The organism is Pasteurellaceae bacterium RH1A (assembly GCA_012221805.1).
Classification (GTDB): Bacteria; Pseudomonadota; Gammaproteobacteria; order Enterobacterales; family Pasteurellaceae; genus RH1A.
The window spans coordinates 1,062,099-1,085,463 of record CP015195.1 but is presented as its reverse complement, the minus strand read 5'-3'; the positions used below and the strand labels follow the sequence as shown (position 1 = coordinate 1,085,463).

The following is a 23,365-nucleotide window of genomic DNA, read 5'->3' as shown; positions in this document are numbered from 1 at the left end:
GCCCTTGTGTGCAACGTAATCGACAAAAAGCATGGGCTGACTTGCCTGATGGCACAATTTCCCAGCCATGGTCTTGAGCATACTCTAATGCAGCTTGAATATGTTTATTGGGATGTTTTGCCATAGCCAACCTTTTTAATTGAAGAAATTATAATCACTTTGTTTACACTTGTAAACAGTAGCTTATCTACATTGATTCCTTATTCACAAGTGAAATCAACTCCCGCAAATTCGTAATCTCATAAGTCGGCACAATTTCCGTATCATTGGCCTGTCCATGGGCATTGAGCCAGCAGGAATCAATCCCTACCCCGTTTGCTCCTAGAATATCGGAAGCCAAGGTATCACCCACCATCAAAACCTTGCTTAGCTCAAAGTCCCCCATCTGCTCAAAGGCGTGTTCAAAGACCCTGCGATCGGGCTTGGCCACGCCTACCTGTTCGGATACCACCAGCAGGTCGAAATACTTGGTGGTTTGGGTGTTATTGAGCCGGGCTTCCTGCAGGGCGGTAAAGCCGTTGGTGATAATACCCATTTTGACCCTACCATGCAGGGCGTCAAGAGCCTCCATGGTGCCGTCCAGGGGCAAGCTGACGGTGGCCATTTCGGCCATCAGCTCTTGATTGAGCTTAAAGACATCCTGGCCGGTCTCTTGGGCAAGTTTTTCAAAGCGGATACGTTGAATATCCGCCGCCTCAATTTCCTTGTTTTGATAGGCCACCCAAAGGGGCTTATTGACCGCTTGGAAGGCCTCATAGTCCTGGGGCGTGAAATCCAGGCCATAGCGGGCCAGCATTGACTTGAGGCCGATGAAGGAATTATAGGAATAGAGGGTTTCATCGGCGTCAAAGAGAATCCAATCATATTTCATGGGCTTAGTCCGTTAAGCTGTAAGGGAGTGGGCAAATGGCAAGCTCCACCCCGTTCACACGGAAGCGGCTGTCTGGCTCAATATCCTTGTTGAGGATAACCTGCACCCAAAGGGTATTTTGGTGGGCAATGGCCCGCAAGATGGTGCCGGTGGATTTCCAGTTTTCGCCCAGTTGCAATTCCACGCTGGCTGCCGTTTCAGGCAGAACAATTTCGTTCTCAAAGTGGCCAGCTAGGGTAAACATGGCCCGTTTGTTAGCTCCACGGTACTTGGCCCGAGCCACGGTTTCTTGGCCGATGTAGCAGCCCTTGCTAAAGGAAATAGCCTGATCCAAGGCCTGAAGATTGACGGCTTGGGGAATATGCTCGAACTGGTTGGGCTTGAGCAAGACGGGGAGGCCATCTTGTATATCCATGAGTTCCCATAACTCGGCTTCTCCATTAGTTTGCAAGGCAAGATCGCCCCATAGAAGGTAGCGGGTTTGGCCGCCTTCAATCTTACAAGCGGTGGCATTTTTGCAAAATTCTGCAAAAATTGACCCGCTTGTGGTGCCGAAAATAGGCGTGTCCAGCTCGGTGAAGGTCACCTTAGAGAAGACCGCATATTTTTTCAGCTGCACCAAGGCTTCAGGCAGAAGATCAGCATGAATAAGGGCGACAAATTGCTCAGCCCTCGCACGATAAAGGCGGAAAATGGCGCTCATTTTGCCCTTGGGGTCGCAGTGGCTGGTTAAGGTTTGCTGGCCGATTTCTAACTTGGCAACATCGCAGGTTAATTGGCCTTGGAGATATTTCTCAGCATCCGCCCCTGCGATCTCGATCAGGCGATACTGAGTCAGCGGCAGGCAGAGGTTTGGCTCTTGGGTAGTCAGTTTTTGGCATTGGCAGGTCATGGGATATCCTTATTCTAAATTCTGAATTTGCTCACGCATTTGTTCGATAAGCACCTTGATTTCGACCGCAGAATTGGTCACATCGGCATTGATGGACTTAGACGCTAGGGTGTTGGCCTCACGGTTGAGTTCCTGCATCATAAAGTCCAGCTTACGGCCCACGGCCCCACCCTTGTTAAGCACGGAAGTGGTTTCCTTAACGTGCAGGCGTAGGCGATCCAGCTCCTCGGCCACATCCACCCTTTGAGCCAGCAAGACCATTTCCTGCTCTAGGCGTTGAGGCTCCAGTTGCAGGTTGAGTTCTTCAAAGCGTTGTTGTAGGCGTTCCTTTTGCCATTGCAGGATGGACGGCATCTGCACCTGCACCTTGGCAGCTTCATGGGAAATGGCCTCCAAACGCTGCTGAATAAGCTGGTGTAGGTTGGCCCCTTCACGGCCCCGCATGGCGATAAAGTCGGCTAGGATTTGCTCAAAGCCCTCAAGTAAGTCTTGGGTGATTTGGTCTAAATCCTGGGTCTGGCTGTCCACCACACCTGGGTAACGCAGGACATCAACCAGGTTGATTTCGCCCTCGTTAGCGGTTTCTTTGAGCCATTTAAGGGAATTAAGCACCTGCTTGGCATAGTCCTGATTAAGGGCCAATTCAGCATTTTGGACGGCGTTAAATTCAATCCGCAGGCTGCATTCCACCTTGCCCCGGGTTAGGGCATTACGCAATTTTTCACGCAGAGTGGCTTCTAAGTTGCGGAAGTTTTCCGGCAGGCGGAAGTAGGTATCTAAAAAGCGTTGATTGACCGAACGCAACTCCCACACGGCATTGCCCCAGTCTTTTTTTAGCTCTAAATGAGCAAAGGCTGTCATACTGTAAATCATTTTGTTGTCCTCTTTTAACAAAAATTCCGCACATTGTACTGTTTTTTGCTAGAATGGGCGAAATTTTTTAGCATAAAAAGAGGAAACCATGCGTCCTAACGATCGCCCCGCCCACCAAACCCGTCCTGTCAAAATCACCCGTAACTACACCCGCTATGCCGAAGGTTCAGTGCTGATTGAGTTCGGCGAAACCAAGGTTTTATGTAACGCCACCGTGGAAGACACCGTTCCCCGCTTCTTAAAGGGCAAGCAACAGGGCTGGGTGACGGCAGAATATGGCATGCTTCCTCGTGCCACCCACAGCCGCACCCAACGGGAGGCCGCCAAGGGTAAACAAGGCGGTCGCACCCTAGAAATTCAACGCCTGATCGCCCGTTCACTAAGAGCCGTAGTCGATTTACAAGCCCTAGGAGAACGCACCATTACGGTAGATTGCGATGTTATCCAGGCAGACGGCGGCACCCGCACCGCCTCCATCACCGGGGCTTGTGTAGCCTTGGCTGATGCCCTTAATAAACTGGTAGCCGATGGTGTGCTAAAAACCAACCCAATGAAGGGCTTGGTAGCAGCCATTTCTGTCGGCATTGTGGATGGCCAAGCCGTGTGTGATTTGGAATATGTGGAAGACTCAAACGCCGAAACCGATATGAACGTGGTTATGGTTGAAGACGGCCGTTTGGTGGAAGTTCAAGGCACTGCGGAAGGCGAGCCTTTCTCCCATATGGAATTGTTACAACTGCTAGAGCTGGCCCAACAGGGCATTGAGCAGCTCTTTATTGTGCAGAGAGAGGCTTTGGCTTAATTTCTCAATCATACACCGATAGCGCCAGCCTCCAGGCTGGTGCTGATAACTCATTGATATTAAAAGCACCAGCCTGGAGGCTGGCGCCATCTAAAAAGCTGTTTTAGGCTTTCTGCTTGGCCACATGCAACTTGCGATAGGCATTCAACAACTTCTGGTGGGCCTGCATATTTTCCAAACTCTCATCGGTCGCAACCAAGCCATCAAAAGGATTTTCGCCTCTAATGACCCTCCAGGCAGCCGCAACATCTTCTTTTCCATACATCTTGTCAAAGACCATGCGATATTGCTCTGGTTCACGCTCTTCATCTAAGAAGAGTTCAAGCGATTGAATGAGGCAGCGGTAGTAGTTGTTCCGCTCAGGGCTGAATACAGAGGCATTCATATTGGCTGTCCAGTTGGCCCAGTCTAGGGCTTCTTCTAGGTTACCTAGCGCCAAATGCAACATGGATTTCAGCTCGCCAATCCGCAGGGTTTGGAGGGCAGAACCCTTTTCAGCCACGATACCGAGGAACTCACGCACACGGGTTAGGTCATCAATGCCCTGTTCGTCTAATTCGTCCAAGAGTTCCTGATAGGTTGCCTTGTCGTGGTGGAAATGCGGTAGATCAAGGAGGATTTCCCGCCAGTCCATGCCCATATTGTTGTTGGCATAAATGAGGTCGTCTGCAGGGTAGATGTTAGACATACCCGGGGCCAGGATACGGCAGGCATATACGCCTAAGTGCTCGTAGTCCATAATATAGACCTCTTGGCCTAGTTCCTTGAAGATAGCCATTAGGTTATTAAATTCCTGCTCGGTGGTGCCAGAGAAATCCCAGTGGACGAAAGGGTAGTCGGCTTCCGATTTGAAAAGATCCCAGGAAATCAGACCGCTTGAGTCGATAAAGTGGGTTTCTAAATTGGCGTGATCGGCCACATCTTCATTACTAAAGGATGGTGGAGCGAATACGTCCAAGTCCTTGAGGCTACGGCCTTGGAGCAATTCAGTTACCGTCCGCTCAAAAGCCACTTGGAAATTCGGGTGGGCACCAAAAGAGGCAAAGCAAGTGCCGTTATTTGGGTTGAGCAAGATCACGCAAATCACTGGGAACTGGCCACCTAGAGAGGCATCGTAGCAGAGGATTGGGAAACCCTCTTGCTCCAATTTTTCAATTGAGGCCTTGATGCTTGGGTAGCCATCAATCACGCTTTGCGGAATTTCAGGCAGGCTGATGGCATCTACAATAATGCGGTTTTTAACAAAACGCTCAAAGACCTCAGACAGGCCTTGCACCCGAGCTTCGTTCTTGGTGTTGCCGGCCGACATCCCGTTAGACACAAAGAGATTGGCGATAATGCTTTGTGGAATGTAAACCGTGGCCTGGTCGGATTGGCGAGTATAAGGCAGGGTCACAATACCACGGTCGTAGTTGCCTGATTGCAAGTCAATCAGCAGATCTGGCGTGAGTTCGCCGGTTGGGTTGAAGTAGCTGTGCAAGAATGGGTCTAAAATCCCTTCTGGCAGGCTCTCTTCATCCTGGATTTCAAACCATTTTTCGCTTGGGTAGTGGACAAAATCACCCTCGGCAAAGTCCTTCCCCAGGTAGAAATCGGCCCAGAAGTAGTTGGTGGACAAACGCTCGAAATACTCGCCTAGCGCTGAAGCAAGGGCTGCCTTTTTACTAGCCCCCTTACCATTGGAGAAGCACTGCGGGCAGTCGGCATCCCGAATATGGACAGACCAAACATTAGGCACAGGGCTGAGCCAGGAGGCTTCTTCAATGTTAAAGCCCAAAGCGGTCAGTTTGGCTTGGAATTTTGCAATGCTCTCTTCAAGGGCGGCATCTTTACCCAAAATAAAGGTTTGTTCAGTCATGGAAAGTCTCTGTTGAAAAAATCGGTGCAGGGTAGCAAATTTTGGGCGAGAGCACAAAGCTTTATTCCCTCAGCTAACAAGGTTACCTAGGGCAAGGATTTACATTTCCTTATATCTTATAAAAATCGGTTATAAACAAGCGGCCCAATTGGGCTGATTTTTTGCAAAACTGCCCTATTCTTATGCCTTTTTGTACTATAAAATCCCTTTTATACATCTAACAGGAAGGCAAACATGAAACTCCAACAACTGCGTTATATTGTCGAAATCGTCAATCAAAACCTCAATATCACTGAGGCGGCTGAAGTCCTCTATACCTCTCAACCTGGGATCAGCAAGCAGGTGCGTTTGCTGGAAAGTGAGCTAGGCATCAATATTTTTGAGCGTAACGGCAAGCATATTAAGGCCCTGACTCCTGCGGGGGAAAAGATTGTGGCCATTGCCCGTGAGCTTTTGGTTAAGGCCCAAAGCATTAAGTCTGTCGCCGAAGAACAGACCCGGCCTAATCGAGGCACACTTAGGATTGCCACCACCAACACCCAAGCCCGCTATATGCTGCCGGCTGTGATTGAGAAATTTAAAAACAAGTATCCTGAAGTTAGCCTACATTTACACCAGGGTTCGCCCAGCCAAATTTATTCTGCTCTCCTTAATGGTGAGGTGGATTTTGCTATTACCACCGAGGCCCAATATCTCTTTGAAGATGCCATTCTCCTGCCTTGCTACCTTTGGAATCGCTCAGTTATTGTGAAACCTGACCATCCGCTGGCAAAATTTGTGAACCAAAACGAGCAACTGACTGTCGAAGAGCTTGGAAAATACGATTTAATTACCTACACCTTTGGCTTTACTGGTCAGTCGGACTTGGATCACGCCTTTAACAAGAGTGGAATCCTGCCCAATATCGTATTTACCGCCACCGATGCGGATGTCATCAAAACCTATGTTCGCCTAGGTTTGGGGGTGGGGATTATGGCTTCTATGGCGCATACGCCAGCCGATAGCGACTTGGTTGCCATCAAGGCTAGCCATATTTTCCAATCCAGCATGACCCAAATTGCCTTTAAACGTGGTATGTTTTTACGCAATTATATGTATGATTTTATTCAGTATTTTTCACCGCATTTAAGCAAAATGAAGGTGGAAGAGGCTGAGCAACTGCGGGACAACAACGCCATTTTGCGTCTGTTTGAACGCACCCAATTAGAGGAAAAATAAATGTTTAAATCTTTCAAGTATGTTTTAGCTGCCTTGCTTGCCTTTTCATCCAGTGTGATGGCGGAAAGTTTCAACATTAAATACAGCTCCAACTACCTGATGCCGGCTTATGTTCATTTCAACAATGGCGGGGGCAACTACACCATTCAGGCCAAGATCAACGTGCCTTTGTATAACATTGTCTTTGCCTCCAAGGGAACGGAACGCAATAACCAGTTCAATATGCTGAGCTACCGTGACACCCGCAACGGCAAAACCTATGCCATGAGTGAAATCGACTCCAAAACCATTCAATATGGCAAGGTAAAAGACGGCAAGCCTAAGTCTGAGGCACTCACCCTGCCAACCTTCGATCTCTTTACCATGGCCTTTCAATTAAGCTATTACGACAAGCTGCCGCAGAGCTTCCAAATCACCAACGGCAAGAAGCTCTACCCAATGGAAAATGTGGTTATTAACAAGACCCAAAAGGCCGTGAAAAAGAATGGTCAAACCACGCAAGAAATTACCTATAAATTCAAAACTGGTAATAAGGACATTATGGTTAAAAAACACGCTGATGAAAAATTCCCACGCTATATTTCCTATAACCGTGACGGCGACAACTACGAGCTGACCTTCGACAGCTTTGTAAAATAAGCACGAAAACAGACCGCTTGTCGGTCTGTTTGCTTTTCTGCCTAAAAAAATTTTTCTATGTAATCAAACTGTCATCTTGCCTTGCTACTCTTAGCCCCGCATTCAACATGCTTCAACTAAGAGGAACCATTATGCAACTGAAATCATCTTTGAAAATCACTGCCGCCATCCTAGCAGGCCTTGCAAGCAGCCAGGCCACTCTGGCCAACACCGCCCAAGCCCCTGAATCGGGCAAGGCTAAAAACGTGATTTTACTGATTACCGACGGTGCCGGCATCAACACCTGGCACGCCGCCAGCTACTACCGCCACGGCGCCCTAGGCCGTGAAGCCTACGATAAATTTGACGTCCAACTCTTCGCCTCCACCCACCCGCTCAACACCTCCAAAAAGCCGACCAAGAGCCTAGAAGGCTCGGTTCAGTTCGACTCCAAATCACTCTGGGACGACAGCAAGTCTGACCTGGGCTACAAGGGCAACCTAGGCAACTACCCTAGCTTCTTCAAGGGCTACGACTACTCCCGTGCCGACTTCACCGACAGTGCTGCAGCCGCCACAGCCCTTGCCACTGGACAAAAAACCTACAACAGCGCCATCAACTGGTCTAACGATGACACCCGCCTCAAACACATCGGCGAATATGTGGTGGAGCAGGGCAAGGCCCTGGGCGTGATTACCTCGGTGCAGTGGTCACACGCCACACCCGCAGGCTTCCTAGCCCACACGCCTAACCGCAACAACTATGCCGACATCGCCAAAGAAGCCATTGACTCTGGCCTGGCCTCGGTCATCATGGGCGCCGGCCACCCTTATTACGACCAAAACGGCAAGAAAACCGAACCTAAAGATGAAAAAGCCTTCCGTTATGTAGGCGGCAAGGAGGCTTGGGATCGCCTGGCCGCTGGCAAAACCGACTATGCCCTGATTGACAGCAAGGCCGACTTTGAGGCCTTGGCTGCTGGCAAGTTAGATCTCAAAGGCAAAACCAAGCTCATCGGCACGGTGCAAAACCACGCCACCCTGCAATTTAACCGCACGGGTGTGGCTGCAGGCAATTTACTGGACAATCAACCTGATTTAGCCACCATGACCAAGGGTGCTCTCAACATTGTGAGCCAAAACCCTAAGGGCTTCTTCCTCATGGTGGAAGGCGGTGCGGTGGACTGGGCAGCCCACGCCAACAACCTGCCTCGCTTGGTGGAAGAGCAAATCGACTTCAACCTGGCTGTTGAAGCTGTGGTGGATTGGGTTGAGAAAAACAGCTCCTGGGAGGAAACCATGGTGGTTGTCACCACTGACCACGGCAACGGCTTGCTCCAAGGCCCAGATTCCAACCAAAACATCTACGCCCCAATCATCAACCAAGGCGCAGGCGCCCTACCACTGGTGCGTTGGTACTCCGACAACCACACCCGTGAACTGGTCCCGCTCTTCGCCAAGGGCGCAGGCTCAGACTACTTCACCAGTATCGCCAAAGAAGAACCTAACCTCGGCCGCTACTACAACGCACCGAAGGCCAGCCAGTTCTATGTCGATAACACCGACGTCTTCCGTGCTGCCGCCCACGCCTTAGGCATTAAGACCCAATAAGGCCTAACAAGCGGTCAATTTCACCAAATTTCTTGCAAATTTTGACTGAAATTGACCCGCTTGCTCCACAAAAAAGCCTTGCACAGGAAGACTGTACAAGGCTTTAACTTTCCCTATCTTAAGGGTAAATCGGAGCCTGCCTAAGAGGCTTTTTGCATAAGGCCTTCTAGCTTTTCCACAAAAATCATCATTTCCCCCACAAACTTATCCGCCCTTTTACGCCCAAAGTCGTCAAGGGCCTGTTGCTCAAGTTCATCTAGCTCATAAATGAGGGAAGTAGCGAAGGCTTTGCCCTGTTCTGTCAGGTAGAGCTGCTTTTCCCTGCCGTCTGTTTCCGTGTTGGAAAAGCCAATTAAGCCGTCCTTTGCCAGCTTTTGGCAGGTGGCAGACAGGGTTTGTTTGGGCAAGGCCCACTGGCGGCCAATCTGCTTTTGGGTGCTGGCCGTGTTTTTAACCAAGGCATGCAGGACGGCAAGGCTGGCATAGTTCAGCCCCTTGCTCTTGGCCCAGCCTTCATAAAGCCCGAACAGGTGGCTGGCGGTTTGGCCTAGGTGATCAAACTGGCTCATATTGACCTCCCACAAATTTCAGGCGCAGATTGTCGTAAACCCAGTTGAAAATCAGGGCATAAACGGTGATAACCACAGTCAGCCCCACATCAGCTAAAAAGGCCTGCCAGAGGCTTAAATCCAAGAGATAGGCAATCATCGGAATGGTAAAAATCAGCAAGCCTGCTTCAAAGCTGATGGTGTGAAAAATCCGTAAGCCCAAGCCCCGTGTTTCACGAGGAGCGGTAAAGATCTTGTCAAAGCCATAGTTAAACACAAAGTTCCACACCATGGCCATGATTGCCATGGCAATACCTGCGCTAAGTGCTGTGCCAGTCTCCACATTTGAAAAGGCTAAGACTAAGAGACTAGAGACAGCAATCGCCCCCAGTTCAAATAAGACCGAGTGAAAGAGACGCTCTTTAAGGCTCATTGGGATAGCTTGATTTTGGTTCATTATATTACCTCTTTAGTGAATTAAAGTCTAAAACAGGACTATTTTAGTCCTGTTATAGACTATTTGCAAGTTTTTTCTTAACTCATCATAAAAATGGATTTTTCTAAGCAGAAAGAATAATTCATATACAAGGGATAAAATCCCCCTTAAGATGACCGCACTTTGCAATTCACTTAAAGGAAGAAAAATGAACAAGACCCTACGCTTAACCTTTCCCCAATGGCAGGGGGCAGATCCTGCCATTATGCAACCACTTGTGCCAGAACTCAGCCAGCAAGATGCGGCCCAGGGCTATTTTATCGGCTCGCAACTGCTGGAATGGCTGGCCCCTGCAAGCAAGGCGGCCAAGGCGACCGTGCCTGTTAGCCTTGACTATACAGGCGAACAGGTGGCGACCCAGCAGGGGATTTATGCCTATCCTGCCGTCACTGCCCAACTGCAAGCCGCATTGGACATTATCAAGCAGCACCAGCCTGACCGCATTGTTACGTTGGGAGGGGAATGCTCGGTCAGCGTTGCTCCTTTTAGCTATTTGGCGGACAAGTATCAGGGCGATGTGGCGGTGGTTTGGATTGACGCCCACCCCGATTTGACCCTGCCCAATGAAGGCTATGTGGGCTATCACGCAATGGCACTCTCTGCCTTGGCTGGCAAGGGTGATGAGCAGATTATCGGCAAGCTACCTGCCTTTATTGAGCCTAAAAATGCGGCCATTGTGGGCTTTCGCTCTTATCCTGCAGATGTGGAACGGGTGGAAAAATTTGGCGTGACCAAGATCAGTTCTGCCAGTGTGAATGCTAAGAGCGATGATGTGCTGGCCTTCTTGCAAGCAACAGGCAAGCGTAAGGTGCTGATCCATCTGGATTTAGACGCCCTTGATCCTGCCGATCTTCGCACTGCCGTGGCGGCAGATCCTGATGGAATTAAGGTGGCCGCCGTCAGCCGTTTGATTGGCGACATTGCCCAGGCCTATGATCTGGTAGGCTTAACCATCGCCGAGCCAATGCCAAGAGAAGTGATTAAGTTGCGGAACTTGTTACATAGTTTGCCACTTTTGGGGGAGTAGGAGAAAGCAAGCGGTGCAAATTCTCCAAAAATTTACACCGCTTGCAAGCTTAAAACTTAATCACTTCCCCATCTTCAGGCACAGCGACCTTATCTGCAATGCCTTCGCCTTGGACGAATTTCCGCATATCTGCACGGCTGGTGGCTGTGTGGTTTACGGTGTCCATATGTACCGTGATAATTTGAGCCTTCGGCGCAAAACGGCTGGCTTTGGCGACATCTTCTACGCCCATAATAATGCCGTCTTCCATTCCCTTAATGCGGGCAAAGCCTGTGTTCATCACTAGAATATCTGGCTGATAGGTGGTGAGTGCCTTATGCACGTCTGCCGTCCAAATGGTATCGCCCATAATGTAGGCGGTTTTATGTCCGTCCTTTTGGAAAACTACGCCCATTGCATCGCCTAACCCTTTCGCCAGTTCAGGGATCGCATACATTTCGATTGTCCCGTGAGAACCGCCTGTTTTGCTTAATTTCACGCCATTAAACTCGGCTGATCCGTTAAGCACTTGCACATTTTTAAAGCCTTGGTTGCGGATCTTCTCGGCATCAGCCTGATGTTGCACAAAAATCGGCAAGTCTTTAGGAATGGTTTGGGCAGCCGTTTCGTCCCAGTGATCTTCGTGGGTGTGGGTCACGATCACCGCCTCTACACCGTCTAAAACCTTGTCGGTGGACATCGGTAGATCTACCAGCGGCATACGTTTTTCTTCATTAAATGTGCCTGCAAAACCTGCCATTGAGTCTTTTTTAGCAAAGAAAGGATCGACCAAAAAGGTCTGCCCTGCGTATTCAATTTTTGCCGTAGCATTGCGGATATGCTGGTAGCTGTCTTGGGCGAAGGCAGACATCGCAAGGGTTGAGCTGATAAGAAGTGCGGTTAATTTTGCTTTCAATTTCATAAAATTTTCCTTTGTTAAGATGTTGAATGAACGTAGCCTATTTTACGGATTTATAGATAGGTCAAAAGTGGCATTTATGCCAAAGAGAGAAATAATTGTGCCAATTTGCAAGATTTTGCTAAAATGCGACCACTTGTCACTCAAAATGAACTCAATTTATGCAAAAAATCGTCTTATACGCCTATCCCCAATTCAACCATATCGTGTTCAGCATTCCCCATTCGCTCTTTAAGGCGGAACTGGACGGCTTTCCCCTGTTTGAGCTGAAAATTGCGTCCGAGACGGGAGAAAATCAGGTCAGCGACCTGGGGACGATTGTGCCTGTGGACGGGGATTTGTCGCTTTTTGACTGGGCAGAGATGATCGTGATTGCAGGCTGGGCTGGCGGTATGCCATCAAGCGACTTTATGGAAAAATTGCAAACCGCCTACCAGCGTGGGGCAAAATTGGTTGGGCTTTGTTATGGGGCTTATGGCTTGGCTTATGCAGGTTTACTGGACGGCAAGCAAACCGCCACCCACTGGCTGGCAGAGCAGGATTTCGCCGCTCGTTTTCCAAAGGCTCGGTTAGACACCAACAGCCTTTACATCACTGACGGTCAGATCACCACATCAGCAGGGGCGATGGCAGGGCTGGATTGTTGCCTGCACCTGATCCGTGAAATAAAAGGGGCGAATGTTGCCAACCGCTTAGCCCGAATCTTGGTTTCCGCCCCCCACCGCACGGGCGGCCAGGCACAGTTTATCCAAATGCAAGTGCCGAAAAACACCCCCGATGAGCGGATCAACCGCCTACTAGACTACCTGCAAACCCATCTGGACCAAGCCCATTCGCTAGCCGATCTGGCCGACCGCAGCCAAATGAGCCGCCGCACCTTTAGTCGCCATTTTCACAAGGCAACAGGAATGAACCTAGTGGAATGGCTAACGGTGGCACGCCTGAACCGCAGCCAAGAATTATTGGAAAATAGCGGGCTAACCATTGAACAAATCGCCTACCAAGTGGGTTTCGGCACGGTAACACATTTTCGGGAACGTTTTAAGGCAAGGTTTAAGGTGAGCCCTAGTGAATGGCGGGGGAGTTTTGGGGGAAAGGAGATGGTTTAAAGGCTTGCAAGCGGTGCAAAAAATCAAGGATTTTGCACCGCTTGCCCTACACTTCCACTCGCTGGCCAATGTCCTTGAGCTCGGAGAACTGTTCCACCAAACGGGGCATATCATCTAGCGACATTGCAAAGATCCATAAATAAGTGATAACGGCATAAATATGCCCTGCCTGCACGTCGGCTTGCTGGCTTAGGCTAATCAGGCTGGTGGCAAAAAGCACGGCCATTGCCAGCCCGATAAAGAGATAGCTACTGGCTTCTCGGTTGGATATGGCAATGCGAATTTTGGATAGCAGGCCGTAGTGCTTGTTAAGGGCGTGGGAGCGGTTGCCTTCAATCACCTTGACTTCGTTTTCAAGGCGGTTGTTGAGTTTGAAATACAGGCGGTCGTTGATTTTCATATAATTAGGCAGCACCAAGGCAAAGCCTATCAAGACCAAAAGTGCGGTCAAACCAACCCAAAATTCGATCAAGAGCAGCATTATCACCGAGCCGACAATGGAGAAAATCGCGGTAATCAGCACGGGTAGGTGTTCTTCAAAAAAGGTCACGAACTGGCGTGAAAGGGCGGCGTGGGCGGTGGCGGACGATGTAGTTCCCTTGGCTTTTTGATTGAGAATCACGGGCACGGCAAGGCTGGCATAGATATGCACGAAGGTGCGGGTATCCACCGCCCGACGGGCAGAGCCGACCACCCAAATCACTAAAATCATTAAGGCATACAGCAGAGCCTGCCAAGTCTTGCCCTGCAAGACGGCATTCACCGCAAAGCTGCCGACCAAGGGATAGAGCAGGAATAAGCCATTTTCCAAGGCAACCAAGCCAAAGGTGTAGAGCAGCTTGTGGCGGTAGTTATAGGCAATCTGCTTTAGGGTGCGAAGGGCATTGGGGGAAGGATTTTCAAGGGATAATTGGGTTGTCTGCATAAAATAAGTCCTAAAATTTACTATATGGTGGCTATAATAGTCATTTTTAGGACTTTTAACAAGTAAATTTTAAGACTATCCTTCCTTAAGCTTATCCATTTGAGCATAGCAAACCTGACAAAATTCGCTCATCAGGCTAAAGAGCAGGGCACTTTTTTCGGCGCCAAATTGAGCCAAGGCCCCATCAAAGAGCTGGTTGGTCCGCCTTACAATCGGCTCCGCCTGCTGCTTGCCCAACTCGGTGAGCTGCATTAGGCGTTCACGCTTATCTTGCGGGCTGGGTTGAAAGTCAATCCAGCCCTTTTCCTTATATTCCTTGCAGACATTAAAAACCGTTTGCTTAGGCAGGTAGTAGGCTTGGCAGATCTGCTTTTGGGTGCACTGCCCATCGGGGCTGCTGGCAAGGGTGTGCAAGACCGCAAAATGGTTATAGCCCAAACCCAACTGGCTAATCCAGTCATCAATCATTGTGTCAATTTCACCGATGTGGGCGCCGATAAGATCAAAACCGTTCATACGCTTTCCTTTGTTGCTTTTTGGGAAATTGTAGCAGGTTGGGGCGGGGATAAGTAGTCTTAAAATTAACTAAATTTTTTCAAATAAAAGCAAATTTGCATAATACACCTATTAATTTCAAAATGAGAAGCTTCATAGGCTTAAATGTCAATCGCCTGATTGCCGAACAGGGCTTGCAGGAAATACTGGCAGATTTTGACAAGCCCGTGTTCGATCTGCATATTCTTTATCTGGCACACAGGCATCCGTCGGCTTTGGTGAAGGCTTTTGTGGAGTTTTGTTTGGCTAGAGTGGGAAGGGATAAGCTATAGAATAGGGAAACCCAAGCACAACCTATCTTGCAGAATTTTCCCCAAATTACCCCGCTTGCATCACTTCTCCTCCACCGCCTTGACCACATCTTCAATCAGCCTTGAAAAATCCACTGCATTCTTCGGGCTAACCACAGGCTTGCCGGTTTTGCTTTCAATAGCACGCCGTGCGTCACCTGCAATGCTACCGCCTTCTTGTGCCACTTTTTTATTCTCTTCTAAGCCTTGGGGATCGGCTGCCTTGGTTAGCTCCGTTGTGGTTGCTTCTGCCAACATATTGAGCACCAGCTCCAGCGTGGACATATTATCCCGCAGGTTTTCCTTCTTTAAGCCCTTGAAATCCTTATATTCTCGGGTGGTCATTCCGCTCCAAGCCTTAGAAATTTCATTGGTTAGAATGGCAAACTCCCGCCCTTCTTTCACCCCATGATCCTGCCAGGTGTCGGTCAGCTCCTTACGTACCTGAATGGCTTGCAGGCGTTGGTTGATCCACTCCCGTGAATAACCCTTTTTCAGATAGGTTGCCAAGGCACGGTCGATGGTCAATTCAGGGTCGATAATCTCATCAATCCGCTCCTTGCCCACTTCCGCCAACCACATCTTAAAAGGCTCTGCCTTGGGTGATGGAATGGATTGGATAATACGGAAAATGCCTTGTATTGTTGCCGCCTGAATTTTACGTTTCTTTCCATCTAAGCCCAGCATTTGAACTGGGGTACAAATTGTACCCCACTTGAGATTGAGCTCAGGATCACGGCTACGCATTTTCTTGACATATTGCTTGGGATCAGCACTGTCGGTTAGAATTTGCACCACATCAATCACCGAAAAGAACCACTCTTCCCGTTCTTCATCCCAAATTGACCGCACTTGTTGGCTTTCAAATAATTTAATCTCGTTCATAATTGCTCCTTGATTAAGCCTTTTTCAAGCCCTTAGACTGCCCCAGCATTGCTGTTGTCGCATTGGCAGATGTGACCACCTTCTTGCCTGTACGGGCTTCCAAGGCTTCTCGCGCCGTTTTTGCCACATCGCCACCCTGCTGGGCAACCTGCATATTTTCCGCCAAGGTTTCTGGCTCAAGGGCTTGGGAAATGTCCTTGGTGGATGCTTCCGCCAACATATTTAAAATCAGCTCGGTGTTGGTCATATTGTCTCGCAGGTTTTCCTTCTTCAGCCCCTTCAAAACCTTATATTCCTTGGTGCTCTTGCCCGACCAGGTTTTAGTGAGTAAATCCGTCAACAAGGCAAATTCTTTGCCCTGCACGCCCCGTTTCTGCCATTCATCAGTCAATTCCTTGCGAATTTCAATGCTTTTTAAACGCTGGTTAATCCAGCTTTCTGAATAACCTAACTTGAGATATTGGGCCAACGCTCGGTCTATAGAAAGTTCAGGGTCTTGCATTTCGTCTAAACGTTCCTTGCCTACTTCTGCCAACCAGAGTTTAAAGGGCTCTGCTTTGGGGCTGGGGATGGATTGGATAACACGGAAAACCGTTTGTGTATCAGCCACATCCGTCTTATAGGATTTTCCATCTGAAGATGGCAACTTCAGTTGTACGATTTTTTCGTACAACTGATCTTCTACTCCTTCTTTCTTCATCTTTCGCTTTAAATCGCTCCAATAACGACGTGGATTATCTGAGCCAGTTAGAACTTGCACTATATCCACAACCGAAAAGAACCACTCTTCCCTTTCTTCGTCCCAAACCGACCGCACTTGTTGGCTTTCAAAGAGCTTAATCTCGTTCATCATCTTGTCCTTAGATACTGATTGAATTTACAGTTCTTTAGTATAAATAAAAAAACATCCAGTGCAATACTGGATAAGTAATTTTGCGATCCCGATCGAAAAATTTATTTTTATTGCTTGCAAAAATAAAAAAGTGTGGATTCTTGATGTAATATCCCTACATACAAACCTTTAAAAGGAAGAACCATGTCCCAACGCCAAACCATCTTAGACTACGCTGCCAACCAATATAGCGTGCAAGCTGAATATCTCTGGCAAAACCTGCCTGATTATGCCGTGCTTCGCCACGCCAGCGCCAAAGGCAAGTGGTTCGCCCTGATTGGTAGAATAAGCAAGGCAAAATTGGGGCTTCCAGAAGCGGGGGAAACCGATTTTCTCAACCTTAAATGTGTGCCAGATATGGTGAGCATTCTGCAACAAGATAAAAACGTTTTGCCTGCCTACCACATGAACAAAAAACACTGGCTGACCATTGTGCTAGACCGTGGTTTTGACTGGGATGAAATGCGCAAACTAATCGATTGGTCTTATGATTTAACCCAAAAATAGGAAAAACAATGCTGACCGAAAAAGAAAAAATGCTTCAGGGCTTAGCCCATCAGCCTTATGAAAATGAACTAACCACCCTACGGCAAGCCAACAGAGAAAGGCTCTTTGACTATAACTATGTCCTCCGCCCCAGCCAAAAGGCGGAAAAACAGGCCCTACTCCAGCAAATTCTAGGCAAGGCAGATGAAACCACCAAGATCAACTCCCCTTTCCATTGCGATTACGGTAGATTTATTGAGGTGGGCAAGCACTTTTATGCTAATGCCAACTGCATCATTTTAGACAACGGTGGTGTGACAATCGGTGATAATGTGATGTTCGGCCCCAATGTCAGCCTTTATACCGTAAATCATCCCCTTGACCCAAGCTTAAGGGCTGAAGGCTGGGAAACTGCCAAGCCCATTGTGATTGGCAATAATGTTTGGGTGTGCGGAAGTATTGTGATCTTAGGTGGCGTAACCATTGGGGATAATGTGGTGATTGCCGCAGGTTCGGTGGTAACCAAAGATATTCCAGCCAATAGCCTGGCCATGGGCAATCCCTGCCGTGTGGTTCGAGCCATTACCGAGCAGGATAGGCTGGATTATCAGGCTCGGTATTTTGATGATAGTTTGAGCTAAACACAGCAAATAGGTGTAAAATACCCTTTTTTTAATTTCAAACAGGAAAGCAAATGAAAAAATGGTTAAAGTATAGCCTATCAACCCTAGGTGTGGTTGGGCTTGGTTTAGGTATAGCGGCTTATAGCGTTTATCAGAACATTGGTGACCTGCCTGATGGCAAGCGTTTTGAACACCTGCCCTACTATCAAAATGGCCAGTTCCAAAGCCCTGAACCCTTGGTTTTTTATGCCGATAAAGTAACGGGCGAAGGCAGTTGGGTGCCACACAAGCCTTATGCTCCCAAATCTCCCCTGCCAGTGGTCAATTTGGATAAGAACAGCTTTGGATCGCCTGAAGACTTAGCCTATTATTGGCTGGGGCATTCATCGGCCATTTTGGAGCTAAACAAGCAACGGATCTTGATTGACCCCGTGTTCGACAACGCTGCTCCGATTGCTCTGCCCTTTCTTGTCCCTCGCTTTCAGCCTGCGCCATTAGCTCGCCAAGACCTGCCTGCCCTAGATGTGGTAATCATTACCCACGATCACTATGATCACCTAGAAACCGCAACCATGCGTTACTTGGCAGACAAGGTTCCTCATTTTGTTACCCCACTGGGCGTAGGTGCTCGCCTGCAATCCTGGGGCGTGCCTGCGGATAAAATCACCGAGCTAGGCTGGGGCGAGTCCATCACGCTTGCTGGAGTAACCTACACAGCCGAGCCTGCGGTGCATTATTCGTCCCGTTGGCGAGATGACCGAGATAAGACCCTCTGGGCCTCCTTTGTCTTTGAAGGAGCAGGCAAGCGGCTCTTTTGGAGTGGCGATTCAGGCTACGGTAAGCACTTCTCCCAACTAGGGCAGAAATACGGCAGTTTTGACCTGGCCTTTATGGAAATCGACGCCGCCAACCCAGGCTGGCCCAACACCCATATGTTCCCCGACCAAGCCGTACAAGCCAGCCTGGATCTGAATGCAAAAACCATGCTGCCTATCCACTGGGGCGTGTTTAACCTAGGCAAAAACCCTTGGGATCAGTCCATTAAACTGGCGGTTCAAACCGCTCAGACAAAACAGCTGCGGCTTGATGTGCCGAAGCAGGGCGAAAAGTACCAGCCTGAGATTTATCAGTTTGATCCTTGGTGGGAAGGGGTGGAATAGATTTACGAAAAACACCTTTGCATTCTCATCAACAAGCGGTCGTTTTTGCGAAAAATCTTGCAAAAATGACCGCTTGTTGCTCTACCTCAACCCCCAACTGCCTCTTCCACCACCTTCAACAGTAACTTCACATCCGCCTCCAGCCGCTGGCGCACCTCTTGAGGCAGGCTGGCCAGCAAGCGTGCTTCATTGTCCACATGCGGAAATACCGCTTTTTCGATCAACTCAAATCCCTTATCACTTAATTTTACCAACAGGCTGCGTGCATCTTCGGGGTTGGGCAGGCGTTCGATCAGGCCATCGGCCTCCAGGTGTTTTAGGCGGGTACTCATGGTGCCAGAGCTGACCATCATGCTGGAAAATAGGGCGGTTGGTGTCAGCGTATAGGGCGGGCCGCTACGGCGCAGAGTGGCGAGTACATCGAATTGCCAGTTATTGAGGCTGTGTTTAACGAATTCCTGCTCTAAATAGGCATTCAACATCATACTGATGCGGCGAATTCTGCCAATCAAAGCCATGTTTTCGCTGGCCAGTGTCGGGATTTCTTGCTTCCATTGTGCCACGATGGCATCAACAGCATCGTGGGCATCTTGGGCTGTATTCATGCTTTGCTGCTCTCTTAGTAAAAGTCGATTACTTATCTTGACATCAAGATAATTTATCAATATAGTAAAAATATCTTGATTTCAAGACAATTTAATCTATTTATATTTTAAAGGAGTTTATCATGTTTACAAACAGCCCCAAAATCCGCCAAGCATTCATCGCCTTGTGCAATCAGTAGAATAAGGAGAGCATTATGAACCATCCTTTGGCCATTATTTTCACCACTGCTCTGGCACCGCTGATTTGGGGCAGCACCTATCTAGTCACCACCGAATTTCTGCCGCCCGACCGCCCCTTTACTGCGGCCCTCCTGCGTTGCCTGCCTGCTGGCTTGCTACTGCTACTCTACACTCGTGAGCTGCCTAAACGAAACGAATGGCTGAAGCTATTCATGCTTGCTGTGCTTAATCTTGGCTTTTTCCAGGCCATGTTGTTTATTGCCGCTTACCGCTTGCCAGGTGGTGTGGCGGCCATTCTCTCTTCCACACAAACCTTGATGGTGCTGGCACTCATGTGGCTAATTGGCAAGCAAAGGCCGCCCAAAACGGCCTGGGGAGCTGCGGCACTTGGCGTGATCGGCATTGGGCTTTTGGTACTTTCGCCACAGGCTGCCTTTGACAGCATAGGCATCATGGCCGCCCTGGCCGGGGCCTTTTCCATGGCACTGGGGGTGTATTTTTCCAAACAATGGCAGCACAGCCTTTCCATACTGGCCTTTACCGGCTGGCAGTTGTTGCTTGGCGGGCTAGTACTCGTCCCTGTGGCACTCACCTATGAAACCCTGCCCGATAGACTCAGCCTTGCCAACATCGGTGGCTATCTCTATCTCTGCCTCTTTGGTGCAGTCCTGTCTTATTTTCTCTATTTTCGTGGCATTAACAAACTTCCGCCCGCCGCCGTCTCCTCACTCGGCTTACTCAGCCCAGTCTGTGCCTTTGTACTTGGCTGGTTGTTCTTAGGGCAAAGCATGGGCGGCAAAGCCCTACTCGGTTTTGCACTGGCCCTGATTTCCATTTACGGCGTACAGAAAAGCTTGCGTGCTGGATAACTTCTTTCAAGATTGAGGCCTGGCAACCCAAAGATCTTTAATTTGCTCTTCCCCTCTATCTAGCCAGGCCTGAAGACCCTATGCAAAATTTCCGTCATCAAGTCAAACACCCTTAACACCCTTGTACTGGTGACGGTTTGATAGGGGCGGTATAAAAAGAGCTGCCATTTTTGAATGGGGATTTGAGGAAGAAGCTGCTGCAATTCGCCACTTTCAAGATAGGGTTTGGCAATAAAATCGCTGACCAACCCAGCTGACTTGCCACTTAAAATGGCCTGTAAACCGCTGTAAGGTTCGCTATGGTAGAAATTAATGCGGCGTGGCAAGAGCGCTTGCTCAGGATTAAGCTGCAAGTGCCAAGGCCTGCCGGTGGCTGGATTGATGGGCGCTACAAAAGGGTAACGCTGGGCAAAGTCCTCCAGATCTTGTGGCGGCCCCAATTCGGCAATTAGGTTGGGGCGTGCTACCAGCACATCACCGATTTGCGTAATGGTTCGCACGATGAAATCATGGTTGGGCTCCAGCCCAATGCGTAAGCCCATATCTATGCGATGTTCTACCAAATCCAGCTTGTTCATATCATCTCGCCAATCAATAATTAAGTCTGGATAAGGCGCAGTGGCTTCAAAAAGTGCCTTTAATATCAAATCATTATGTCGCCAGGCTGGGACAGTAATCCGCACAATGCCTGCCATTTCATCCTGTTCTTTTGCCTTGATAAAGAGCCGTTCACTGTCTTTTAACCACTGCTCTGCCTTGGGCAAAAAGGCCTCGCCGAAGGCAGTGAGCTTGATATTGCGTGTATTGCGTTTAAAGAGTTGTTCGCCTAGTTGGGCTTCTAACTCGTTAATCACACGGGTGATCACGGAGGGCGAAATGGCCAAGCGATTGGCTGTTTCCCGAAAATTCTGGGTTTCAGCAGCAATACAGAAGTATTGAATAGCATCAAATTTGTTCATAGGCTTCCTTGGCAGACAACAAGCGGTCGTCAAAATCAAAAAATTTACAAGCATCTTACGTTAGAATTATTCTCAAAACAAGAACAGTCTATTCGTAAATTAGCAATTTTATTTTCAATATTCCCTGCCTATAATGCCCCCATTCCAAGGCAATTCGCCTGTTCTTTTTAACCATTTACAGAAAGGAAAAGCAAATGACTAAATTTTTAAAAACCACTTTACTGGCTGCAACAATGGCAGCGACTTTCAGTACATCTGCCTTGGCAGACGTAAACATCACCGCAATGAAGGGGGTAGAAACCGTGCAAGTGACCAATAACTGGGATAAGATTTTCAAACAATCTGATAAAGTCGAACACCACAAGGTGCAATTTAAAAACCGCTACGGCATTACCATCGTGGGCGATCTCTATGTGCCGAAAAATGCCAAGGGCAAATTGCCTGCCATTGCGGTCAGTGGCCCATTTGGTGCGGTGAAGGAACAATCATCAGGCCTATATGCCCAACACTTGGCAGAACGTGGCTTTGTCACTCTTGCCTTTGACGGCTCTTACACGGGCGAAAGCGGCGGCGAACCACGCAACATTGCCAGCCCAGACATCAACACCGAAGACTTCTCAGCCGCGGTGGATTTCCTAGGCTTACAAGATTTCGTTAATCGTGATCAAATCGGGATTTTAGGTATTTGTGGCTGGGGTGGCTTCGCCCTTAATGCAGCGATTTCCGATACCCGTGTCAAAGCCGTGGCGGTTTCTACAATGTACGATATGACCAAGGTGATGGCTCAGGGTTATGAAATCGACTTCACCCCGAACGCCCAAGGCACCTATGATCGTAAACCAGCGATGACCGCAGAAGATCGCTATAAAATGAAGGAAACAATGAATGCCCAACGCTGGGCAGATGCAGAAAGTGGTGAGCTAGCTTATACCGCAGCCAACGACCACCTGCCAGCACCTGAAACCCACACGGCCGACACGCCAAAATTTGTGAAAGAGTATGCGGATTTCTATAAGACCTCTCGTGGCCACCACGCTCGTTCGGTCAATTCAACCGCAGGTTGGTCAAAAACAATGGGCTTGTCCTTCTTGAATATGCCAATCCTGCAACGAGCAGCTGAAATGCGTACCCCAGCCCTGGTGGTTCACGGCGAAAATGCCCATTCACGCTACTTTGCGGAAGAAGCCTTTGCCTCACTGGGCTCAAAAGATAAGGAACTTTACATCGTACCAAACGCCACTCACGTAGATCTCTATGATGATGCCGCTGGCAAGGTGCCTTACGACAAGTTTGATGAGTTCTTTAAGAAGAATTTGAAATAAGCAGAGCAAGCGGTCGTTTTTGTCAAAATTCTTGCAAAACGACCGTACTTGATTTCCCTTTACCTTTCCTAGACTACCTTCCTTTCAAATAGGCCAAGTAAGCTGCCAGTAAGAGACTTATTAGGGGAGCAATAAGCAGGGTTTCGGCAGCAAGCAGGGGTTGTAGGTAGGCTGAAGTAACCGCTCCCGAAATAAAGGCAAGGGCGAGCAGGGTAAAAATGCCAGCAATGCTCCTTTCCTGTGGGGCTTTAGACAGGCAATAATTGCTCCAATGAAAGACAGCTTTTTTGATATTGCCGGTGGTAAAGGAATCGTTAAAAGCCTGGTTATTGACCTTGGTAAAGGACCCTGTCGTCAAGGCCAGTCCAAGGGCCAGCGGAATTAAGACCAAAATCGGCTGGGCTAGGCTGATTAGGGCATAAGCCAGCAGGCTCAAAAGGGCAAATAGGCTTAAAATCACAGGCTGCCAAAACCGGCCCTGCATTTTGTGGCTGACCCAACGAGCCAGGGCAATGCCGATAATAAAGCTAATCAGGCTGGCAAGCTTAACTCCTGCCCCTGTCCAATTTTGTTCAACAAAATCGTGGGTGAGAAAAAGCACATTGCCCGTTTGTGTTAAGGGGATGGCTCGGTCGAAATTTAAATAGGTATAGCTGTCGATAAAGCCGCCAAGAAAGGTCAAGGTGGCGGCAACTTCTAGGCGTTGTTCTGGTTCAAGTGTGGTCATCTTTTTGAATTAGTCCTTAGCAATATCAATCATTCTGGGCGAGCAGTCAGGGCTTGTCAAATGGCTT

At 48.8% G+C, this 23,365-nt stretch carries 26 protein-coding genes; 12 read left to right on the top strand and 14 right to left on the bottom strand.

What is annotated here, in order from left to right; translation table 11 throughout:
- Positions 1-187 precede the first annotated feature (187 nt).
- Genes A4G20_05075 through A4G20_05065 form a run of 3 tightly spaced genes read right to left on the bottom strand, consistent with a single transcriptional unit; the run spans position 188 to position 2,636 of the window.
- Positions 188-871 (bottom strand): noncanonical pyrimidine nucleotidase, YjjG family, encoded by a 684-nt coding sequence (locus tag A4G20_05075; GenBank protein QIW15745.1) that lies wholly within the window; start codon positions 869-871, stop codon positions 188-190.
- Positions 872-875: 4 nt separating this feature from the next.
- Positions 876-1,763, bottom strand: coding sequence for a hypothetical protein (locus A4G20_05070; protein ID QIW15744.1), 888 nt, complete (start codon positions 1,761-1,763; stop codon positions 876-878).
- Positions 1,764-1,772: 9 nt separating this feature from the next.
- Entirely contained in the window at positions 1,773-2,636 is an 864-nt protein-coding gene (locus A4G20_05065; GenBank protein ID QIW15743.1) for a YicC family protein, read from the bottom strand.
- Between the two features lie 88 nt (positions 2,637-2,724).
- On the opposite strand from A4G20_05065, the gene A4G20_05060 reads away from it, so the two are divergent.
- Complete coding sequence (locus tag A4G20_05060) at positions 2,725-3,438, top strand: ribonuclease PH (protein ID QIW15742.1); 714 nt, start codon at positions 2,725-2,727, stop codon at positions 3,436-3,438.
- A 103-nt stretch (positions 3,439-3,541) separates the two neighbouring features.
- Here the strand turns inward: A4G20_05060 and A4G20_05055 are convergent, their stop codons facing one another.
- On the bottom strand, positions 3,542-5,296 hold the full coding sequence (locus A4G20_05055; protein ID QIW15741.1) for a ribosomal protein S12 methylthiotransferase accessory factor YcaO: 1,755 nt from the start codon (positions 5,294-5,296) through the stop codon (positions 3,542-3,544).
- Between the two features lie 234 nt (positions 5,297-5,530).
- On the opposite strand from A4G20_05055, the gene A4G20_05050 reads away from it, so the two are divergent.
- The 3 genes from A4G20_05050 to A4G20_05040 all read left to right on the top strand — a co-directional run bounded on the left by A4G20_05050 (position 5,531) and on the right by A4G20_05040 (position 8,742).
- On the top strand, positions 5,531-6,514 hold the full coding sequence (locus A4G20_05050; protein QIW15740.1) for a transcriptional regulator CysB: 984 nt from the start codon (positions 5,531-5,533) through the stop codon (positions 6,512-6,514).
- Complete coding sequence (locus A4G20_05045; protein QIW15739.1) at positions 6,515-7,153, top strand: hypothetical protein; 639 nt, start codon at positions 6,515-6,517, stop codon at positions 7,151-7,153.
- 149 nt (positions 7,154-7,302) lie between these two features.
- Complete coding sequence (locus A4G20_05040) at positions 7,303-8,742, top strand: alkaline phosphatase (GenBank protein QIW16855.1); 1,440 nt, start codon at positions 7,303-7,305, stop codon at positions 8,740-8,742.
- 140 nt (positions 8,743-8,882) lie between these two features.
- Here A4G20_05040 and A4G20_05035 read toward each other — a convergent pair whose 3' ends face one another.
- Both A4G20_05035 and A4G20_05030 read right to left on the bottom strand, forming a co-directional pair.
- Positions 8,883-9,311, bottom strand: coding sequence for a hypothetical protein (locus tag A4G20_05035; GenBank protein ID QIW15738.1), 429 nt, complete (start codon positions 9,309-9,311; stop codon positions 8,883-8,885).
- Entirely contained in the window at positions 9,298-9,729 is a 432-nt protein-coding gene (locus A4G20_05030; GenBank protein ID QIW16854.1) for a hypothetical protein, read from the bottom strand. The genes A4G20_05035 and A4G20_05030 overlap by 14 nt, the downstream gene beginning before the upstream one ends.
- A 169-nt stretch (positions 9,730-9,898) precedes the next feature.
- On the opposite strand from A4G20_05030, the gene A4G20_05025 reads away from it, so the two are divergent.
- Positions 9,899-10,813, top strand: coding sequence for an arginase (locus A4G20_05025; GenBank protein QIW15737.1), 915 nt, complete (start codon positions 9,899-9,901; stop codon positions 10,811-10,813).
- A gap of 49 nt (positions 10,814-10,862) precedes the next feature.
- Here A4G20_05025 and A4G20_05020 read toward each other — a convergent pair whose 3' ends face one another.
- On the bottom strand, positions 10,863-11,714 hold the full coding sequence (locus A4G20_05020; GenBank protein ID QIW15736.1) for a hypothetical protein: 852 nt from the start codon (positions 11,712-11,714) through the stop codon (positions 10,863-10,865).
- 158 nt (positions 11,715-11,872) lie between these two features.
- On the opposite strand from A4G20_05020, the gene A4G20_05015 reads away from it, so the two are divergent.
- Positions 11,873-12,820, top strand: a complete 948-nt coding sequence (locus A4G20_05015) for an AraC family transcriptional regulator (GenBank protein QIW15735.1) — start codon at positions 11,873-11,875, stop codon at positions 12,818-12,820.
- Positions 12,821-12,866: 46 nt separating this feature from the next.
- Here A4G20_05015 and A4G20_05010 read toward each other — a convergent pair whose 3' ends face one another.
- A complete protein-coding gene (locus A4G20_05010; protein QIW15734.1) occupies positions 12,867-13,745 on the bottom strand; it encodes a hypothetical protein in 879 nt (292 codons plus the stop codon).
- Positions 13,746-13,820: 75 nt separating this feature from the next.
- Complete coding sequence (locus A4G20_05005) at positions 13,821-14,261, bottom strand: DNA-binding protein (protein QIW15733.1); 441 nt, start codon at positions 14,259-14,261, stop codon at positions 13,821-13,823.
- 122 nt (positions 14,262-14,383) lie between these two features.
- On the opposite strand from A4G20_05005, the gene A4G20_05000 reads away from it, so the two are divergent.
- Positions 14,384-14,572 (top strand): hypothetical protein, encoded by a 189-nt coding sequence (locus A4G20_05000; GenBank protein ID QIW15732.1) that lies wholly within the window; start codon positions 14,384-14,386, stop codon positions 14,570-14,572.
- 60 nt (positions 14,573-14,632) lie between these two features.
- Here the strand turns inward: A4G20_05000 and A4G20_04995 are convergent, their stop codons facing one another.
- Together A4G20_04995 and A4G20_04990 are read right to left on the bottom strand one after the other, a co-directional pair.
- The gene (locus tag A4G20_04995; protein ID QIW15731.1) at positions 14,633-15,475 is read right to left on the bottom strand and encodes a phage antirepressor protein; all 843 of its coding nucleotides are present in this window, start codon (positions 15,473-15,475) and stop codon (positions 14,633-14,635) included.
- Positions 15,476-15,488: 13 nt separating this feature from the next.
- Entirely contained in the window at positions 15,489-16,328 is an 840-nt protein-coding gene (locus tag A4G20_04990; GenBank protein ID QIW15730.1) for an antirepressor, read from the bottom strand.
- A gap of 183 nt (positions 16,329-16,511) precedes the next feature.
- On the opposite strand from A4G20_04990, the gene A4G20_04985 reads away from it, so the two are divergent.
- The 3 genes from A4G20_04985 to A4G20_04975 are packed head-to-tail and all read left to right on the top strand — an operon-like array spanning position 16,512 to position 18,636.
- Positions 16,512-16,874 carry a hypothetical protein gene (locus tag A4G20_04985; protein ID QIW15729.1) on the top strand — a complete coding sequence of 121 codons (363 nt, stop codon included), beginning with the start codon at positions 16,512-16,514 and terminating at the stop codon, positions 16,872-16,874.
- An 8-nt stretch (positions 16,875-16,882) separates the two neighbouring features.
- Entirely contained in the window at positions 16,883-17,494 is a 612-nt protein-coding gene (locus tag A4G20_04980) for a galactoside O-acetyltransferase (GenBank protein ID QIW15728.1), read from the top strand.
- Positions 17,495-17,547: 53 nt separating this feature from the next.
- Complete coding sequence (locus tag A4G20_04975) at positions 17,548-18,636, top strand: multidrug transporter (protein QIW15727.1); 1,089 nt, start codon at positions 17,548-17,550, stop codon at positions 18,634-18,636.
- A gap of 86 nt (positions 18,637-18,722) precedes the next feature.
- Here the strand turns inward: A4G20_04975 and A4G20_04970 are convergent, their stop codons facing one another.
- Complete coding sequence (locus tag A4G20_04970) at positions 18,723-19,241, bottom strand: MarR family transcriptional regulator (protein QIW15726.1); 519 nt, start codon at positions 19,239-19,241, stop codon at positions 18,723-18,725.
- Between the two features lie 194 nt (positions 19,242-19,435).
- Here A4G20_04970 and A4G20_04965 point away from each other — a divergent pair, with 194 nt between their 5' ends.
- Entirely contained in the window at positions 19,436-20,290 is an 855-nt protein-coding gene (locus A4G20_04965) for an ABC transporter permease (protein QIW15725.1), read from the top strand.
- Between the two features lie 59 nt (positions 20,291-20,349).
- Here A4G20_04965 and A4G20_04960 read toward each other — a convergent pair whose 3' ends face one another.
- On the bottom strand, positions 20,350-21,249 hold the full coding sequence (locus A4G20_04960) for a LysR family transcriptional regulator (protein ID QIW15724.1): 900 nt from the start codon (positions 21,247-21,249) through the stop codon (positions 20,350-20,352).
- A gap of 194 nt (positions 21,250-21,443) precedes the next feature.
- Here A4G20_04960 and A4G20_04955 point away from each other — a divergent pair, with 194 nt between their 5' ends.
- Positions 21,444-22,571: a hypothetical protein gene (locus tag A4G20_04955; GenBank protein ID QIW15723.1), complete on the top strand. Its 1,128-nt coding sequence runs from the start codon at positions 21,444-21,446 to the stop codon at positions 22,569-22,571.
- Positions 22,572-22,644: 73 nt separating this feature from the next.
- On the opposite strand, the gene A4G20_04950 is transcribed toward A4G20_04955, so the two are convergent.
- Positions 22,645-23,298: a hypothetical protein gene (locus tag A4G20_04950; protein ID QIW15722.1), complete on the bottom strand. Its 654-nt coding sequence runs from the start codon at positions 23,296-23,298 to the stop codon at positions 22,645-22,647.
- Positions 23,299-23,365 lie beyond the last annotated feature (67 nt).